Here is a 17,848-nt window from a genome sequence, read left to right as displayed (position 1 = left end):
TCTAAATGTCGCCTCATGAATATCATACCGAAAATCTTTAAAATAGATAAACAGCACCGACAATTATCCGGGACTTCTACAACAGAGGATATGCTGAAGGTTATAATCCGGGTTGCGTATGCCAAAATGGAAATAATGCATGGTCAGGACGATTTGGAGCTCATTCAATTTCCTAAAGACGGCCGTACCTATTATCTGTACCTATATTCAGTTGCAGATAAACAATCTAAATGGGCTGCGTTTCTTCCGCCAGAACTTAAAAACAACTCAGAGATTTTCAATCAGACAAAATTAACGTTAGTACTTTTTGTTGAAACAGAACACAACCTTTATGCAGCCATAGGTGGTAACGCTTTTCCCATAATTGTAAATTTCGTGGATCATTCTTTTGGACTTGATATCTATGATAGGATCATTTCCATTGACAATGATGAGGCATTTACTACCAAGTCGAGGCGAATAGTAGGGCAACAAGTTGGGCTTAGCGAACAATTCAGAGATAATTATAAATTAATTAATTATCTACAGTTCGGGAAGATTCCAAAAGAACTGCATATAAAATTGAGTGAGGAAACCAGTAATGAATATTTTTCTTTCTTGCTGAAAAAAAATACTGAAAGGCTTAAGATTTCTGTAGGAAAAGCATTTTGCATTCATAGAGAGGTAGATTTTGATACTTTGCATCAGATTATATCTGAGCTTTGCACTATTAATGAACTTGCTCCCCAGGAGCTACTAAGCTCTTATACCGAACTTAGAGACAAAATCCTGATTGAAGAACTGCAACAGCAACTGAATAATCGAATATTCAATTATATACCAATCCTGCAGCGAACAGCTAACACAATGACCCAGCATTTTGAATTTGATTTGTGCAGTCCCAACAATATAGAGGCTTTTTACACGGCCGAAACCTATGTACTTAAGGAAAAAGGAGAAGATAAACATGAGCAATTTGCTACATTACTAGATAAAGACGAAATTTTCAGTACTGTAGTTCTTCGTGCGTACGAACTAAATGGTGATAATGAGGTAGGATTTTTATTCTACCTTAGAGGAGTTAGGATTGAATGCTATAGAGGAAGCAAGAGAACTACAGCAAGTAGCTTCTTATTCCATCTAAATGCAGAATTCAACTTAAATAAAACACCTATTTTCCTTGTGGATAATAAATGGTATCAGCTCAAGGATGCATTTGTCAAAAGTCTAGAAAAACAGACTGCAGCAATATTTAGGACAACGAAACTTCCAGCAGGAATAATGGACATTCCTTGGGAGCTCAAGACAAATAGCCACCATTTAATTGATGAGGGAGATTACAATATACAATATGATGGCCGCGAAAACTATTTTGTAATCGATACCATAAAACCAGAAGGCATTGAACCATGTGACATCATCTTTATTAATGACACAGAAATATACATAATACATGTAAAGCACAGTTTTACTGCAAGGGTTAGAGAGCTGACCAACCAGATCCTGATCAGTGCTCGACGCATATCCCAAGCAAGCGCTTCGAAAAACCATAAATACTTTGACAAGATCTATAATAGTATTCTCAACAAAGGAAGAGAGGTAAATAATCTTTCCTCCATTGAGTTCGCAGAGCTTTTTTACAATAGAGCACCGATATATGTTTTCGCGACAGCTTCTCAATTCGCTGACGACCCACTTATTGCCGATTATATAACCAGATATAATTCAAACATAGCAAGGTTTTCTGTCACGACCTGTGCAAGCGAAGTCAGGGCGAACTATGGAGATTTCAAGACCTGCCAGATAAGACGAACTAGAGACACATCTGTTGAATTATTAATTATTGATGAATCAAGCAACGAAATAGACCAAGAATTGCAGATACAGCTATTTTAATAGGTAAAGAAAAATATAGTCAAAAGATACTTCTCATCTATCTGCTTAATCAAAGATTGTAATAGCGCTCTGACTTTTATAGCCGTAACTCTATTATTCTCGGCATAAGTATTCTGCATATTTCCTATGGAAAGATTATTCTTTTTAACTGTGCCTACATGCGCATGTATAAATTCATAGAGATCAGCCTTACGCTTCACTAATACTATGCCTTTATCGATCAAGAGCCGGAAAATAAACAAAAACTGCTCCATAGATATAGAGATTTTAAAGTAGAACTGTTGTAGAAAATATCTTGTTCCAGTTCCCTCAAAGATTTTTTTATTCATGTTGATCAACTTCTTGATACAAACAAGCTCGTTTTCTAATGTATGACAGAGAGCTTCCCTTAATTCAATAGCATCAGCGTCGTAACCGTATCCTTTCCTGATAATGAACTGCCTTAACTTCCTTATTTCTACAGTAATCCTAATGTATTCCTCTCTATAATTATCGACCGCATCATAATCGAGCTGCAATCTTGATATATAGTACTGAATAAGGGGCGGGTAATTAAAGTTATGGTAACAAAAAATTCTGCACAGGTCCAGTTCAACCTCCTCTACTCCTTCCGAACTTATCTTATTCAGATCATTTATGAGCACAGTCCAAAAATCTAGCAAATGGAAGCTGACTTTTTTATTCGATTTCATGTCCGAGAAATATGTCTTAAGCACTTCAAGTAGCTTTTCTTCTAACCCAGACAATTCCAATGATGGAATAAGCTTCTCCGAAATTTTAGTTAAGATCAAATCTGCTTTTTGCTTATAACGACCAGGGACTACCTTTTTAAAATTAAAACAGTAACTATAGTGGATTTTAAAGTGGTCAATCAAATTATTGATTACATCCAGAATAATTATGAGATATGCTTTGAAATTTACTTCTAAATGGACTTTTTTATCAGAGAGAAGAAACGTATTGCAATCTTCGGAAAGCTGTACCAATTCAGACTGTAGGTGATCCATGAAAACTTCTGCATACTCATCTAAGTGTAGCTGCCTAAATTGTACATCTCTCTGTATACGTATAACAAGTCCATCTGTATCATTAATAAACCCTTCTTTAGTATCAGGAATAGCCTCCAGACTTGATTGAATTAGATTTTGCACAATCTTTCGTAGCTCATCAAGTCCGTCAACAACATAAAATTTAGCATTTTCTTTTTCCATAATCCACCACAACTAGTTCATCACTTCATTTTTCATCAAATGTCCAGTCAACAATCTGTTCAATGGTCCTTAGTATTTCCTCTTGGCCCTCTACCGAATTTACATCGATGCTGCATATTGTAGATTCGTTCTTTTTGGCATGAAGTACCATATAGTAGATTGCACTCACCATGAGAGCAGTAACGCCCTTAAGACTTTTTTTGCCGTCTTTAAACAGAAGTTCTGACTTTTCAAGCAATAGCTTTCCTACTTCTTCACGGACATGTGAAATACTATTGAGTAGGTCAGTCTTTTCGGTAATTTCCCATAAAATAATTGAGCGCATTTCTTCATGCGTATAGAAATATTCAAAATGGCCTTTTAACAGATCCGATATTAGTTTTTTTAATGTTTCTCGATCTGTATTGCCACTGGCTTCACTACTTACCTCTTTTGTTTTAGCTATCCAATAGTCATTTTTAAGCACATATGCCTCAACTAACTGATCAACCCCACCAAAATACCTATGTATTAATATTTTACTTACTCCAGCCTCTTTGGCAATTGCATTCAGGCCCAGTCCTTTATAGCCCTTATGTTTGATGATTGCGCCTACGGCATCTACCAGCCGTTGCATAGTTTGTTCTTTATTCTTTAGGTGTCCGGAAATGTTTTTAATTCTGAGAGGCATAGGCATTAATTTATGTTTTGGAAATGGAGAGCTTTTTATTAACATCTTCAAAGGCATTCAATAGCTTATCTAAATGCTCTTTTGTATGCGTAGCCATGATATTGAGCCTGACCCTGGCATTCTTTTTTGATACTGCCGGGTACATGATCGGGTTGGCATATACACCCGCATTCAGTAATTGCTTTCCGGCCTCTAAGGTTTTGCCTATATCACCAATCTTAACAGGTATTATCGCTGATGCTGTAGTTCCTATATCAAGCCCCATCCCCAATAATCCATCTTTAAGGTAATTCACGTTTTCCCAAAGCCGATCTTTCCAGAAAGGTTCTTCATCCAAAAGATCCATTGCCTTAAGTATTCCTAAAGTAGTTGGTGTTGCAGTAGTGGAGAAAAGATGTTGTTTTGATTGATATTTTAGAAAGTTGATCAGTTTGGTGTCAGCAACCACATAACCACCTATATGAGCAAAAGCCTTGCTAAAGGTTCCCGTTACAATATCCACCTTATCAAATAGGTCATATTCTTCAATTGCGCCCCTGCCTGTTTTTCCAACAACGCCTGTGCCATGGGCATCATCAACTACCAGATAAGCCCCATAGTGATGTGTAAGCTCAGCAATCCGATCCATGGTTGCTAAATCTCCATCTTGGGAATATACACCATCGATAATTACCATTTTTGTACGAAATGTATGTTGTGCATGCTTTAGTGCAAGCTCCAGCGCCTCCATATTATTGTGCAGAAAAGTTTTTACATTGGTGAGCTGGCAACCTTCATAAACGCTCGCGTGAACCGCCATATCAATAATAGCAATATCCTCTTTTTGCAAAAGACATTGTAAAGTAGCACTATTTGCAGTATAACCTGTAGTATAGAGTATGGCACTTTTTTTCTTGAAAAACTTTGCAATCCTATCTTCCAATTGCTGATGGTAAACAAAATGACCACCGATAGCTGGAGAAGCGCCTGCACCACTACCAAATTTTTCTATGGCATCTTGTAGCGCCACTTTTATTGCGGGGTGCTGAGTAAAACCGAGATAATCATTGGAGACGAAACAGGCACATTTTTGTGCTATACTCTTTCCGGGCAATAGGAGGTCCATTTCTGGAGCACAGCCAGACAGAGATTCTATTCGGTAGTTCAAGTGTCCATTTACACTTAAATAATCTAGAAATAACTGGAATTCACCAGCCCTTTCCATCACATCAATTCCGGGAATATTCTCAAAATCCCTGAAGCTTGCTTTAGCGTAGTCAATATTTACCATAATAATCGAGAGTTAAAACTCAATGTAGCACCTATTTTTTTTAAAAGTGGTAACATGTCATTTTTTTATTTAAAACATTTTAGGCATTACTAAATAAAAGCTGAATCCTTAAAAATAACAGGACAAAGAAATCCACCCAAAAAAACTTTGTTCTACACCATTTTGCTCGATAATGCCTGCGTAGGTGGAAAAACAGCAACTAAGTATTACACTTGACTGGGATATTCAAACACTCTTTTTTTGCAATTAAAAACATGAAATACGAAAAACTCATAGCTAAACTTCATGAAATACCACATTGCAAAAAAGATATAAAAGATCTTTTTTCAGAACAGTTTCTTTGTGTTGACTATTTAAAAGGCCAGACCATTATTGGTCCAAACCTATTTAACAATTCATTATACTTTGTAAATAATGGTTTGCTTAGACGCTATCCATTAAAATTAGGATTAGCGGGGACAAGCCAACTATTTATTGTAGGAGATTTCATTTCGCAAAATGGCATATATCTTAAAAGGCCAAGTTTAGAGTATGTTGAATGCTTAAGCCAAGTTGAATTACTTTCCATTAACTACAAACAACTCGAACGCTTTTTTAGGCAACAGCCAGAAGCGATAAAAATTTTGTTGTGCATTTTGGAAGAGCAGAAGTTAAAAGAAATTGAAAATGCAGAAATGATGCGTCTAGAACCTGCTATAGAAAGGTACAGATTTGCATCTGCTTTGCTAGGGAAGTTTATTCATGATCTTCCCAAACGCATCCTTTCATCCTATCTACGGATCAGTGAAAAACAGCTTAGCCGTTTACTTATAGCATATGCCCACGGTAAATAACTCACTTAATTCTATAGACATACGTCCAGTTATTTTCTGACATATTGCCATTTGCTTTGCGACATGTGTCCCGCTCAAAAGCTGTGAAACAACCTAATTTTGGTTTAAGATTATGAACTGAAATTAAGGTACTAGCAATCATGAAAAAGGAAACTATATTAAAATTCATCAGCGGTCTTATAGCTGCGTTATTTTTCTATGCTGCTTTTAGTAAACTAATAGATTATGATAAATCTGTTGGAGAAATGCGCAATCAGATATTTTCCGCTACAATAGCAAATTTATTAACATGGCTGATCCCTACAATTGAAGTCACGCTAACTTTCCTCCTTCTATTTCCAAATACAAGGAAGATAGCACTTTGGGCTTCTTTGTTCTTATTAAGTGCTTTTACTTTATACATAGGTGTGGTAATGACCGGTGTATTTGGAAGGATACCATGTAGTTGTGGTGGAATTTTAAAAAACATGAGTTACGGAACACACTTAATATTTAATCTCTTTTTTGTTTCACTTGCCGTATTAGGTCTTGCTATTGAGAATGGCTGGATATTATATAACAGATTGTTTTATCTTAAAAAAGAAAGGAGCTTGCCTGACAACTGAACGAAATAATAGAGCAGAATTATGGCTTGTCTGCAATAAGAAATAAAACATTGCCTAAGACCTAAGCCAAATCGGTCTTTAGGCCTAACCTACTAGTACCTTCAAAACCAAAGGGTACTACGTCAATACTTACAATTATGGAAAAGTTTAAAAATGCACTTAAAAGTGTAAACAAATTTGGATTAGTATTAATCCTAGCAGCAGCAGGGATAATATTTAGTCAAAGTGCTTTCAAATCTAAAAAAGCAATGGTTCTTTGGGGGAAAGACTCAACTGTTCCATCGGTTGGCTGGCGCAATCTAACCGGAATTGCTGAAGATAATGGAGAAGCCCCACATGATCCAAATACGTATAGATGTGTAAGCAATCTAGAACAAATTTGTACAGCCGAATTTGAGGACTCTACACCACCAACCAGCCCTTCAAGTATCCCTGATGGAGACACAAACCAAGGCGAATTCATCTATAACCCGTAAACAACTAATCAAAAGGCTTTCTAAAATACTTAGAAAGCCTTTTTTATTATCATCTTTGATTTTGAACATGCTGATGCCTTATAATTTCTTGATCGGGTATTGGATAAACATAGCGTCTATCATTCGGCAAAAGTTCATGAACTTGGCCATTCACATACCTTTTTAAAGTAGTTTCATACAGTTGTTCTTTGTTCAGTCGCTTAAGGTCGTACCACCTCATGCTTCTACTGTTGCATGAAAGTTCTTTCCTTCTTTCGATAAAAATTAAGCGCAAGGCCTCATCTCTACTTAAAACTGTTTGTTGTGCGATCGAATTTTTGATGTACCTTTTTTCACGTAAACGATGTAGCATTACCATGGATTCTGATAATGCGTTGTTCCTTGCATAGCACTCTGCAGAAATCAAATAAACTTCAGGCAGCGATATTCCACCATAATTCCTGCTATTTATTAAGCCAGCTGTATTTGTTGTGAAAAATATTTTTTTACGCGTGTCAATTTCCTCATATAGTGCATATAGATTTGGATCAACAGTTGTAGTCGAAGCTCCTTGAAAAGCGTATGATACAGATGCCATGTATAGAAGAACCTCTGCATTTCCGTTTGGAAGTGTCTCCTCAAATGGGTTGAATGAGGACGGATTAAGCACATTATAATCTATCAATCCGTCATATTTCGATATGCAACTATTAGCAAGCTCTCCAGCCTCGTTGTAGTTGCCCATTGTAAGATTAATTCTTGCAAGCATTGCGGCTGTTGCTAAGCTAGTAGGCCTAATCTTTGAAACTTCCTTTTCCGGTAATAAGGTGTATGCTTCATTCAAATCCATTAGTATCCTATCAAAGGTTTCTTGCAGTGTACCTCTCCCGTAGCGCCTATTTACATCAGGATGCAAAGGAAGTGGAATTCCAAGATTTGCATTAGCCTTATCGTCATACTGTTCACAAAAAAGCTGGGACAGGTAAAAGAACCCCGAGCCCCTAAAAAATAAAGCAGCACCTCTAAGCTTCTTCCATTCTGGAGAATCCTTATCTGCATCGCTCATATTGTCCAATCCATCCAAAACTACATTTGCGTAAAAAATTGCCATGTATGGGTTGTTCCACTCAAAAATCGTTGCACCCTCGGCCAAGTCTGCAGCCCATACATAACTGTTTCTCTGAGGCGCAGTACTAAGTGCTGACCAAGTAGCATCACCAAGTATAACTTCGTCAGTTGCTAGCATTGTTAGGCCTGGAGCTTGAAAATTCATTATCCTATAATTATCAAGTAACGCCTGCATATCAGCAAACGTTGTTGGTACTAATAATGATTTAGATGGTTTTTCTTCAAGAAATTCTTTTTTACAAGAAAACAGGCCAGTACAAAACATTAGTACTATAAAAAATTTTAGTTTCATTAGTTGACGCTTTAAAGGTTAAGGTTTATACCAAAAGAGTATGTTCTTACAGGAGGTATTCCCTGAAAATCTGGATCTATATCAAAATCGTTTGCCTTCCATATCAATCCTATGTTATCTATATAGACAAATAACTTAACACCCTTTATTCCAAATTTTGAGAGTTTACTATCTAGGTCATACGAAAGGTTAACATCCTGTAAACGTATATGATCACCCTTGTCCACCAATATCTCCGAATAGGCATAGAAAATATCTCGTCTTGCATTATTGCTAGCAGGGATAGATGGAACAAAGGTCTTGAGTTCGTCTCCAGCATTTTTCCATCTTAGTTCATAGTCGCTATGTCCGCCTAATCCTTGATTTCCACCATAGCTAATACTTGACTTTCTAAAGTAGTATCCAAGACGATAACTAATATTGGCCGAAAGACTAATGTTTTTAAAGGAAACTGTATTTCTAACTGCTCCGTAATAAAGCGGTCTAGACGTTCCATTAAAAATAAGTTTATCTACTGGCGTAAGTGTCTGCATTTGTGCGTAGCTCTTGCTTATATTGTCAGCTAAGTAGCCCATCGGGTCACCGTTTAATGGATCAAGACCAGCCCATTTGTAGCTATAAATAGCATACAACGGCTTGCCAACCAATGGAAAGCCCCCATTTATGCCCTGTTCCAAATAATTTGCGTTGGCAGCAATCAGTTCATAGCTAGTAACGATATCCTTAGAATAGCTGAAGATGAAATTGGTCTGCCAATTTAATATCGATTTGACATTAATACTTTGCAAACTAATGTCTACACCTTTGCCTTTGGTATGTGCATAATTGCCCCTAAAAGAAGTAATTCCTGTTGAAGGAGGAAAGGGCGTAGCGCCTAAAAGGTCTTTCCCTCGCTTAATATAATAATCAAAACTTCCGCTCAATCTGCTGTTGAATAGAGAGAAATCTATTCCTGTATTCATTACGCTAACCCTCTCCCATCTCAAGTTAGGGTTTGGTGGATTTTGTATCGTTGCATATGGCAAACCAGTCGAAACAGTCGAACCCGCATAATATTGTGCAGTAGTATAGGCAGAAAGAGATCTATCTACATTTCCGTTATAACCATAGCTAAATCTTAACTTAAGGGCATTTATCTCCCTTACCTTAAAAAAACCTGCACGGTCTATATTCCATGCTAATCCAGTTGACCAGAGCGGTATACCCTTTTGATTGGTGTTAACTCCAAAAATATTGCTCTGGTCTAGGCGAATACTTGCGTAAGCGTTGTATTGGCTATCGAAGGTATAGGCCCCATTCGCAAAATAAGAAACAAAGCGGTCAGTTAAAGATCCCATAATGTCCATATAAGGTATCCGTAGCGTTGTAGTAGTAGGTGTAACTTGGGAAACGTGGTTCTTCTGGTAGTCGACTAACTGTCCTGTTGCATGCATGTCGTCATACCCATATATTCTAAAACTACGAGATTGGGTCTCACCATCTTTAAATTCGTATCCACTCAAAAAGCTAATGTAATGTGATTTGCCGATCTGCTTATCATAAGACAATTGTGTCCTTAACTGATGGCTATTTGAAGTTATATCCGTCTGGTCAAGAATACCTCCTAAGGGAATGGGACGAGTTACACTTCCATTAGCATTGATAATGCTATATGTATTTATCAAATTACGGGTAAAAAAGGTTTCTTGAGACCTATTGTTTCTTCCGATAGAATTTCCATAGATGTACTGATAAAGTATCTTGGCACGTAAGCCATCTATGACCTTATACGATAAGCCAAAATCCCCTCTTAGTTCTCTATAATTTGTTGTGTTATCAGCATAACGGATTTCATCCAATGGTTTGTAGGCCCAGTCCAAAAGCCCTTTTTGCTCTGCAGAACGAACATAAGATAATCTGTAGTTATTTGCTATGGGAAGGGAATTGCCACTATCGTCTACAAGCTGGGCATAAGGATAGATTGCACCCAGGCTACTGAGCGTGATATTTGCACTTCCCAAATTTTGTACCACATTATTGTTCTGATTAAAATTAACATTTGCAGATAGTTCTAACCTTTTATTTAGAAACAGATAGCTATTATTAGCAGTTAAGGTTACTCGGTTAAAATCATTTGCACGCAGTGTTTCCAAATTTTTATCCCAACCAGCAGAAAGATAGTACTTTCCACTTTGGTTACCTCCCATTACATTTAAACTTTGTTGCAGGTTAAATGGTAAGCGATAAAGGTATTTTAGATAATGTTCACGGACGTCCAACAGCTTCATTCCTTCAATTTGTTCATCAGCAGTTCTAGGATCAATCAGGCCGTCTCTTTTTGCTATTAAAAGTTCAACAACTGGACTTAATGGAGCCCTAGCTGCAGAAAGTTCCGTGCTACGATAAAAATTTAAGGCAAAAAGCCTCTTCTCTGTTTCTATGTAATCACTACTGCCCATAATCTGAGAGCTTAACAAATCAGGTTTTTCGCCAATGGTAACCCTCGATGAAAAGTTAACTTTTGGGCCGCCAATATTACTGCCTTGTTTAGTGGTAATAACAACAACGCCGTTACCAGCTCTGGCACCCCATATCGAGGCTGCTGAAGCATCTTTAAGAATGGTAATATCTTCGACATCATTTGGATTGATATTATTTATATCTCCATCGTAAGGGAAATTATTAAGGATAATCAGCGGATCGGTATTCCCAAACAAGGTACTCTGCCCCCTTATGCTCATAGGACTTTTCCTGGAAGAGAGCCCTGACCTGTTAAAAACAACACCTGGGACTACATCTTCCAGTCGGTTCAGAATATTGGTTGATACCCTTCTCTCGATAAGGCTATTGTCTACTCTAACGACTGAGCCAGTAAGTCTTTCTTTTGAAATTTTTTGATATCCAGTACTAATTGTTACCTCATCCAACAGTGTTGTATCATTCAAAAGAGGTATAAGGAGAAGCCCTTCGTAAGGAATATTAACTAGTATATCCTTCTTTAAGTATCCAATATTTATAATACTTAAACGATAATCCCCATTTGAAAGAATCAACTTAAATTTGCCGTTAGAATCGGCTATTAACGTCTGGTTTGTTTCATGCACCTTAATTGTTGCACCCCTCAATGGATCTTTAGTTTGTTTAGAGAAAACTTGCCCCGTTAAAGCCCCTTGTGCATTTAATTTAATTACGGCTATACTAAGACATAACATTAAAAATATGTACTTTTTCATTTGATAAAGGATGCTAATTTGTGAATGTTTTTTTACCTGCAGTTTCTGCAACTCCCGTATTAACATGTTTATCTTTGATGACCAATACGGGTATAAATAGTTCCTTTTCAACTAACTTGAGACCGTATTTTGCAAGAGATATATCAAGTCCCGCTAAGCTTTTAAGATCACCCTGAAGATTAATGCCGATTTTACCATCGTATCCAGTATCGTTTATTATCGGATTGGGATATCCCTTTAAGTACACATTCTCCAAGTTCCAAGTGAGTACACTAAAGAAAGTATTCTCAATTAGCAGTTCGTCAGCCGTAGCTTTATATAGGTAATCTGTATGGTGCTTATTAAATAGATTTTCATCGGTTGTTTTAACTATTGCCAAGCACGTTTTTTTACGCTTCTCTATATTAATTTCATATACATCAAAAAGCTCTGCCAAATCAGACTTCATTTCTTCCCAAAGGTTCTTTTTAGAATTATTAGGCAATATTAGTTCATAAGAATATCCATTACCGGCTTTTAACCATTCTTCTACTGCCCTGCCTTTTAAACCAGAAGATATTTTTTCGGGACTTGAAACCTCTACGTCTGTGCGGTTCTTTTTCCAGTTGTACTGTCCATTTCCATAGGCCAACTGCATTAAATTTAACAATGGATAGTTTATAGCCCGTATAATTTTGGTGGATTTTTCTGCACTTCGTATTCTCTGCATGCTACCTAATCCATCAATATATCCAGTCAAAATTGAATGATAAATCAAATTTGATCCGTTACCACCATTACCATTTATTAACAAGGGTATCTCCTTGTTATAAACTACATTCATATCCTTTTTTCTTTCTAATTCAACTGCATTTGCAAATACTTTACTGATATTTTCGGTATTTACCTCTTCATAGCCCGTTACCGCCTTAACAAGTCCACTCCCATCAACCCATATATAATGTGGCAAAGTAGTATGGGGAAATAACTGGTGTAGTTGTTTTGAGCTGGTTACCACTGGCAGATTGTAATGCTTCCCTTGCTGTTTCTCGAACTTCTCCAAAAACGGCAGTACCTCTTTCTCCGTTTGATAAGTCGCCGAAAGGAACTGAATTTTATCTCCGAAAGACTTCTGTAAACTATCCATCTTCGGTATCATGGCTACACAGGGCGAACACCAAGTAGCCCAAAAATCGAGTATCAGTAGTTTGCCTTTAAAATCTGAAAGTTTAGCTGTTGTGGCTAGTTTGCCATTAGTGTCCCTATAATTGTGTAAACCTGTAATGGTAATATCTGGCACCTTCTGCCCTATCTGTATACCTTTTAAGGTTACATCTACCGCTTTGTTGTCTTGTGCCTGAGCCTTAAAGTTTAGGCATAGCAAAGCCATTACGATATATATCGTTATTTTTTTCATTAATATGATGTTAGTTAGTTTTTGATTTTAAGAGTATTGCCCGAATGGTCTCAGTTACAAACCAAGGCTATGAGAAAAACCCTGCTTCTTTAAGTTTTTATTAACTATTAACCACCTAAAATTATATTAAAGAAAGCAGGGTCTAATAATTTCAAACCGGGCTTTTTATAATTAGCTGAAACAGCTGTTTTGTAGATTTAACTGGTTTTGGCAAGCTGAAAACAACATAACCCTCCCCTGCCTCTTTTGTAAAGGCAAGGGTAATTGTGATCAGTGTTCTAGGTTGTTTTTTCACGGTTAATTATTTAACCGAAAGAAAGCATAAAGATTTGGGCCACCTTTAGTGCTTATCCCGCAGTGAAGGTGTAGGACCACCACCGCCTTTTACAGCGGCCGAACACGGAATAAGCAGGTGACCCAAATCCTTACGCTATACAAATATAGCATAGGAATTGAGTTTTCCCTACTTCTCGTGTTCGAACGTCCTACTTTTCACCACAAGTTCTTTCAGTAATTACTTCAATTCAGTTATCTGAATTTTATTTTTATCTAATATTTTTTACAATAATTAAAATTTAATTGCTTTATAGGACTAATATAATAACAATTTTTTAAATCCACAAGTGGAGTTGATAAAAATTTTTTATATATGTCAATTGCCATTAAAAAATGGCTAACAAATCTGAAGAAATTTTATATAGAGAAATGTCTGAAATAGATTATTTATTAATTCTGCATATTAAAGAGTTAAGGATAAAAAAAGGCATAACTCAACTTCAACTCTCTCAAAAAATGAAACTCGCCGATGGCTTTGTTTCTAAAGTTGAAACTTTATCTGAGAGGGCTAAATATAGCATTCGCCACTTACCGTTGTTAGCAAAAGTTTTAGGAGTTGAAATAAAAGACGTTATTCCTAGTAAATCCGCTACTTATGACCTTGTTGTATTAACTCTGAGAAAAACCAATAAAATAAATAATGATGGTTCAATATCAGTGAAGAAAGTAGTTGAGGTAATTAATATTGAACCTGCCAATCAGCTGGAATCTTAGTTTATCTCCTAAACTAAGACACTACAATATTACTTGGACGCAGTATCGGATTTCATTCTTTTGATTAACATTTTTATAAGCATCTAATCGATATGATTTCAAGATTGTGGTTTAGAAGTTAAATGAAAACATCCACAAACTTCACAATAGTACGAGCGGATGGGGATTTTATGGTCATTTTTCATTTCAGTTATTCTCTTTAGTTCAGCTTTGGCTACTTTTTCAGAAGAGTAGACTATTTTTTTGCATACTAGGTGCAGTTCGGGGATTTCTAATTCTCCAATTGCTCTCGCTTTAATCCGTGATAGGTTCTTTTCAATATACTCGTAAAGTTCAGGATTAGCTTTGTTCTTTTTCGCATATAAGTTAAGTAGGTATTCTGGCGGAACCCTGCAAAGAGCTGTAAATTTATACTTACCTCTAGACAATATGGTATCATCTTCATACATATTTCTTTTAAAATTTGATGACGAAATATTAAAGTTAGTGAAATTCAATGGTTAAAAATTACATAACTAAATTAGATTATAGTCAAAGAATTAACTTTAAGTCTACAAAAGCCTATTCAAGATTGATGAGATTTTATATTGAATAAGCAATAACATTTCTATTTTAGACATAAAAATATTAATTACAAACACAATCTTATTTGAGGATCCCCAGTTGCTTAGCAATGTCTTGTGTTAATTTACTTAATGGCCTTTGATGTATATCTGTAGGCTTGTCATAATTTCCCAAAATAAGACGGTTAAATCCGCCATAGTTGAACTTTTTACCAAAACTTTCTCTTAAACTTTTAAGGTACGATGAATTATATATTTTATGTTTCCAAATCAATTCTTCTGCAACATCTTTAAGAGCATTATAACTACCCTCGATTTTAAAGACTCTATTATGATCATCATGGTCTGAAGTATCAAATTCAATTTTGAGGTCCGTATAGTCTTGCGTTAACATATACTTAACTATTGATTTTTTATCTAATGTAAATTTAAATGGATAGCGTCTTGCTGGATCTTCAGTATATAAGGGAAACAGAGTTATAGTTTTCAGTTTAGCTTTGTTACAATTTGCACAGACAGGGTAAAGATTGTAAAAGTTAGTACATAGATAGGGATATACAGATTGAGGCTTAAAATGATCCAATTCGTATTTTGCAATATTAGACTTTTTAACTTTAAATGAGATGGCATAATTTGCATTACAATAAACACATGAACGGATACCAAGTCTTTTGGCATAAGGCAAAAAATCTTTGTCCCTAACTGCATCATATCTCATTGCAGATGTAACATGCTTGTAAAACGGCAAATCTTTTCCATTTATGTTTATTTTTTCGCTCAAATCAACATCTAGGTTTGCAAATAATTGGTGTACCCTATCTATAAAACTTGGTTTCAGTCTGTTAATAAATGGATAGACTCGGATTACCGTTATTATATATTTTTTATACCCAGTGCGAATCGTAACTGCATTATCAAGTCCGTTAAGCAAAGCTCTTAAATTAGGTAGCGGTTGTACGAATTCATCTTTTCTATCTAAAAATAACTCTGATGAATATTCATTAGCCATATCTTCTATAGCTGGAGTCAATAATATAGACTTCATGATTTACCTCCATTCCTTTTATCAAGCAACCTTTGTAACCTATCTATTTCCTCATCTTTGGCTATAAGCTGATCTTCATAAGAAGGTTGATCGAAAGCTTGAGTGTATAAGCCAAACAAATTTTCACGCAATAGCGGCTCACCGGTCATTTCAATTAACTCCAATAGTGATTGTTTGTTCCAAAGTGACTTCACACTTACTTTCTGCTTTTTTATAATCCTTTCTAAGGCACTAACTGCAGATACAATTTGATTTTTTGCATGCTCACCCATAAAGCCACCTTCCAGAAAAAAGCTTTGGTAAAGGATGTCATTTATGTTTGCTGCAAAAGGATTAATTAGGCCCTCATCAGGATACTGCTTCCCATCCTTCAGATATAGAATATTGTTTTTAGGGATATCAGATAGTATAAAAGGGGAATGTGTAACGATAAGGATATTAAACGAGCAGCTTCTTGTTAAGTTTAATCTATCCATCAGGTCAAGTAGTTGTGCGATAAATTGGCGCTGATATTCTGGATGAAAGCAAATCTCCACTTCATCCAGAATCAGATTAACGTTCCTGTATCTTATTCGGTTGGATTGTTGAATAGAAAGAAGATTTTTTATATGATAGACAATCGTTCCAATTGTATAAATAAACTGGCGCTCCCCAGAACTTAAAGATGATAATGGGAGATCTTTTTCTTCATTTTCGTTTCGTAACAGCCGAATGTCTTGCTCAAAAAATGGCGGTGGAAGCCGGTGGATAATATCATCAATATCTCCAAATCTCTTCTTGTCTTTGTAAGGAATATATTCTTCTAAATTAAATGCCTTGATCAAATTATTATAGGAATTTATATAATTAAGTGTTTGATAAATTTTAATGTTTACATGTGACTTAAATGTTTTTATTTCTGATATACCGGCTAATAAATCAATTTTTTGCTCCTCAGTTATTTCTAGTCCAAACTTTCTAATCTCAGGAACATTTATATAAGCTTCAAACTGAGCATATTTACTCAGGACACTTAGAGTTTTATATATTAGATAAGCATATGGAACAACTGCATCTTCATTCTGAAATTGAGTAATATCAAACCCATATGCTTGAATAATTTGACTTGCTACAGATGTTTTATCAACCATTGCTGCCATTAGTTCAGTCAAATGTATTGAATCGTCTGACTCATTATATTTTATAAACAATTTTTTTAGAAAATGACTATGATTTGCCTTGTATTGAATTGTTGACAAACTATAACCACTTAAAAGATCTTTTTTGCTATGTTTTGAATGGATGAGTAGAGCAGCAATTCTGGACAATGTTAGGTCGTACTCCTTCTGAAGATCGATTTTACCCTCATCTCTATAAGGATTCAGAACGATTGGCGTTACATAACCATCATTTTTACGAAATAAACTGTCAAGCCAATTTCCATTCGAGTGATAACCTTTCTCCTTAGAGCCAATAAACTCGCGAGCAATGTCTTTTTCGAAATCCTTAGTAATTAATGACTGAAAAGAATAGTTAGTTACAATTGTATAAAAAAATGAAGAAACCAGTTTAACAATTCCTTCATTTTTATTGCTTTTAAAATCTGAAAATTCAAAGAAGTCGTCATCAAAATTACCAAAATAGAACTTTTCTTCGCCGCGAATAATCCCCAAAGATTTATCACGTACCATAAACGAGCATTTTACATCGTCAATTATGAAATCGAGATCTGCATATAGCTCTTCTATTAAATAAATAGGCTCAGCTGAAACTCGTTTCATTTGAGTTCCGTCTAAAATGTAGTATGAAAAATTATTTATAATTCTATAGATAATTTCTAGAACTGAACTCTTTCCACTTCCATTTTTACCGACAATTGCCTGAATAAAAACTCGTTTTCCGAAAATACTCCTTTCGAGCGATTGTTGCTCTTGGTAATTCACTAAATCGAGTTGATTAAAATGATATGTGTCTTCTTTAAGGATTTTCTTATAAACTTCGTTGCACTTGGAGTGTATCCGTAGTTCGGTGATAATAAAGTTTTGAGATCTCATGCTATATTGCGTTAAGTTAGCGTGGTATAAATTGTTTACATTATAGTTAATTTTTACGAGTTTTAATTAGAACCGCGCAAAAAGATTGATAATTCAACTAAGCTATTGACGAAAGGCAATCTTTATCATCTACTACATATTTGAACAATTTCAGAAATCCCAATACCATATAAGCATTGTCTCAAAATCGAACATGTTACCACTTCAAAT

The 17,848-nt window shown here is 35.6% G+C and carries 14 protein-coding genes; 5 read left to right on the top strand and 9 right to left on the bottom strand.

Annotated features, from left to right (window positions below; all coding sequences use genetic code 11):
• Nucleotides 1–15 precede the first annotated feature (15 nt).
• On the top strand, nt 16–1,875 hold the full coding sequence (locus BM207_RS09060) for a DUF6119 family protein (protein WP_090993248.1): 1,860 nt from the start codon (nt 16–18) through the stop codon (nt 1,873–1,875).
• Here BM207_RS09060 and BM207_RS09055 read toward each other — a convergent pair.
• From BM207_RS09055 to BM207_RS09045, 3 genes are all read right to left on the bottom strand, one after another.
• Nucleotides 1,872–3,026 carry a hypothetical protein gene (locus tag BM207_RS09055; protein WP_143095936.1) on the bottom strand — a complete coding sequence of 385 codons (1,155 nt, stop codon included), beginning with the start codon at nt 3,024–3,026 and terminating at the stop codon, nt 1,872–1,874. The two genes, BM207_RS09060 and BM207_RS09055, sit on opposite strands and share 4 nt — an antisense overlap.
• A gap of 85 nt (nt 3,027–3,111) precedes the next feature.
• Nucleotides 3,112–3,756 (bottom strand): TetR/AcrR family transcriptional regulator, encoded by a 645-nt coding sequence (locus tag BM207_RS09050; RefSeq protein WP_177217087.1) that lies wholly within the window; start codon nt 3,754–3,756, stop codon nt 3,112–3,114.
• 10 nt (nt 3,757–3,766) lie between these two features.
• A complete protein-coding gene (locus BM207_RS09045) occupies nt 3,767–5,026 on the bottom strand; it encodes an aminotransferase class I/II-fold pyridoxal phosphate-dependent enzyme (RefSeq protein WP_090993245.1) in 1,260 nt (419 codons plus the stop codon).
• 254 nt (nt 5,027–5,280) lie between these two features.
• On the opposite strand from BM207_RS09045, the gene BM207_RS09040 reads away from it, so the two are divergent.
• The 3 genes from BM207_RS09040 to BM207_RS09030 all read left to right on the top strand — a co-directional run bounded on the left by BM207_RS09040 (nt 5,281) and on the right by BM207_RS09030 (nt 6,940).
• Entirely contained in the window at nt 5,281–5,859 is a 579-nt protein-coding gene (locus tag BM207_RS09040) for a Crp/Fnr family transcriptional regulator (RefSeq protein ID WP_090993244.1), read from the top strand.
• A 140-nt stretch (nt 5,860–5,999) separates the two neighbouring features.
• Entirely contained in the window at nt 6,000–6,464 is a 465-nt protein-coding gene (locus BM207_RS09035; RefSeq protein WP_090993243.1) for a MauE/DoxX family redox-associated membrane protein, read from the top strand.
• Nucleotides 6,465–6,601: 137 nt separating this feature from the next.
• Nucleotides 6,602–6,940: a hypothetical protein gene (locus BM207_RS09030; RefSeq protein WP_090993242.1), complete on the top strand. Its 339-nt coding sequence runs from the start codon at nt 6,602–6,604 to the stop codon at nt 6,938–6,940.
• Nucleotides 6,941–6,989: 49 nt separating this feature from the next.
• On the opposite strand, the gene BM207_RS09025 is transcribed toward BM207_RS09030, so the two are convergent.
• The 3 genes from BM207_RS09025 to BM207_RS09015 are packed head-to-tail and all read right to left on the bottom strand — an operon-like array spanning nt 6,990 to nt 12,947.
• Nucleotides 6,990–8,339, bottom strand: coding sequence for a RagB/SusD family nutrient uptake outer membrane protein (locus BM207_RS09025; RefSeq protein ID WP_090993241.1), 1,350 nt, complete (start codon nt 8,337–8,339; stop codon nt 6,990–6,992).
• Between the two features lie 11 nt (nt 8,340–8,350).
• Nucleotides 8,351–11,551 carry a SusC/RagA family TonB-linked outer membrane protein gene (locus BM207_RS09020; RefSeq protein WP_177217086.1) on the bottom strand — a complete coding sequence of 1,067 codons (3,201 nt, stop codon included), beginning with the start codon at nt 11,549–11,551 and terminating at the stop codon, nt 8,351–8,353.
• A 13-nt stretch (nt 11,552–11,564) separates the two neighbouring features.
• Nucleotides 11,565–12,947, bottom strand: coding sequence for a TlpA family protein disulfide reductase (locus tag BM207_RS09015; RefSeq protein ID WP_143095935.1), 1,383 nt, complete (start codon nt 12,945–12,947; stop codon nt 11,565–11,567).
• 669 nt (nt 12,948–13,616) lie between these two features.
• Here BM207_RS09015 and BM207_RS09010 point away from each other — a divergent pair.
• Nucleotides 13,617–13,997, top strand: coding sequence for a helix-turn-helix domain-containing protein (locus BM207_RS09010; RefSeq protein ID WP_090993239.1), 381 nt, complete (start codon nt 13,617–13,619; stop codon nt 13,995–13,997).
• A 98-nt stretch (nt 13,998–14,095) separates the two neighbouring features.
• On the opposite strand, the gene BM207_RS09005 is transcribed toward BM207_RS09010, so the two are convergent.
• From BM207_RS09005 to BM207_RS08995, 3 genes are all read right to left on the bottom strand, one after another.
• Nucleotides 14,096–14,494, bottom strand: a complete 399-nt coding sequence (locus BM207_RS09005; RefSeq protein ID WP_143095934.1) for a hypothetical protein — start codon at nt 14,492–14,494, stop codon at nt 14,096–14,098.
• A 148-nt stretch (nt 14,495–14,642) separates the two neighbouring features.
• Nucleotides 14,643–15,605 (bottom strand): hypothetical protein, encoded by a 963-nt coding sequence (locus BM207_RS09000; RefSeq protein WP_090993237.1) that lies wholly within the window; start codon nt 15,603–15,605, stop codon nt 14,643–14,645.
• Nucleotides 15,602–17,638, bottom strand: a complete 2,037-nt coding sequence (locus tag BM207_RS08995; RefSeq protein WP_090993236.1) for an AAA family ATPase — start codon at nt 17,636–17,638, stop codon at nt 15,602–15,604. Before BM207_RS08995 ends, BM207_RS09000 begins: the two co-directional genes overlap by 4 nt.
• Nucleotides 17,639–17,848 lie beyond the last annotated feature (210 nt).

The organism is Pedobacter insulae, from assembly GCF_900113525.1.
Classification (GTDB): Bacteria; Bacteroidota; Bacteroidia; order Sphingobacteriales; family Sphingobacteriaceae; genus Pedobacter; species Pedobacter insulae.
This window is presented reverse-complemented; position numbering and strand designations above follow the sequence as displayed.

Coding starts and splice junctions, on each gene's coding strand:
- BM207_RS09060 (WP_090993248.1), top strand. CDS start 16: ATGAATATCATACCGAAAATCTTTAAAATAGATAAACAGCACCGACAA.
- BM207_RS09000 (WP_090993237.1), bottom strand. CDS start 15,605: ATGAAGTCTATATTATTGACTCCAGCTATAGAAGATATGGCTAATGAA.
- BM207_RS09015 (WP_143095935.1), bottom strand. CDS start 12,947: ATGAAAAAAATAACGATATATATCGTAATGGCTTTGCTATGCCTAAAC.
- BM207_RS09030 (WP_090993242.1), top strand. CDS start 6,602: ATGGAAAAGTTTAAAAATGCACTTAAAAGTGTAAACAAATTTGGATTA.
- BM207_RS09035 (WP_090993243.1), top strand. CDS start 6,000: ATGAAAAAGGAAACTATATTAAAATTCATCAGCGGTCTTATAGCTGCG.
- BM207_RS09010 (WP_090993239.1), top strand. CDS start 13,617: ATGGCTAACAAATCTGAAGAAATTTTATATAGAGAAATGTCTGAAATA.
- BM207_RS09050 (WP_177217087.1), bottom strand. CDS start 3,756: ATGCCTCTCAGAATTAAAAACATTTCCGGACACCTAAAGAATAAAGAA.
- BM207_RS08995 (WP_090993236.1), bottom strand. CDS start 17,638: ATGAGATCTCAAAACTTTATTATCACCGAACTACGGATACACTCCAAG.
- BM207_RS09025 (WP_090993241.1), bottom strand. CDS start 8,339: ATGAAACTAAAATTTTTTATAGTACTAATGTTTTGTACTGGCCTGTTT.
- BM207_RS09045 (WP_090993245.1), bottom strand. CDS start 5,026: ATGGTAAATATTGACTACGCTAAAGCAAGCTTCAGGGATTTTGAGAAT.
- BM207_RS09020 (WP_177217086.1), bottom strand. CDS start 11,551: ATGAAAAAGTACATATTTTTAATGTTATGTCTTAGTATAGCCGTAATT.
- BM207_RS09040 (WP_090993244.1), top strand. CDS start 5,281: ATGAAATACGAAAAACTCATAGCTAAACTTCATGAAATACCACATTGC.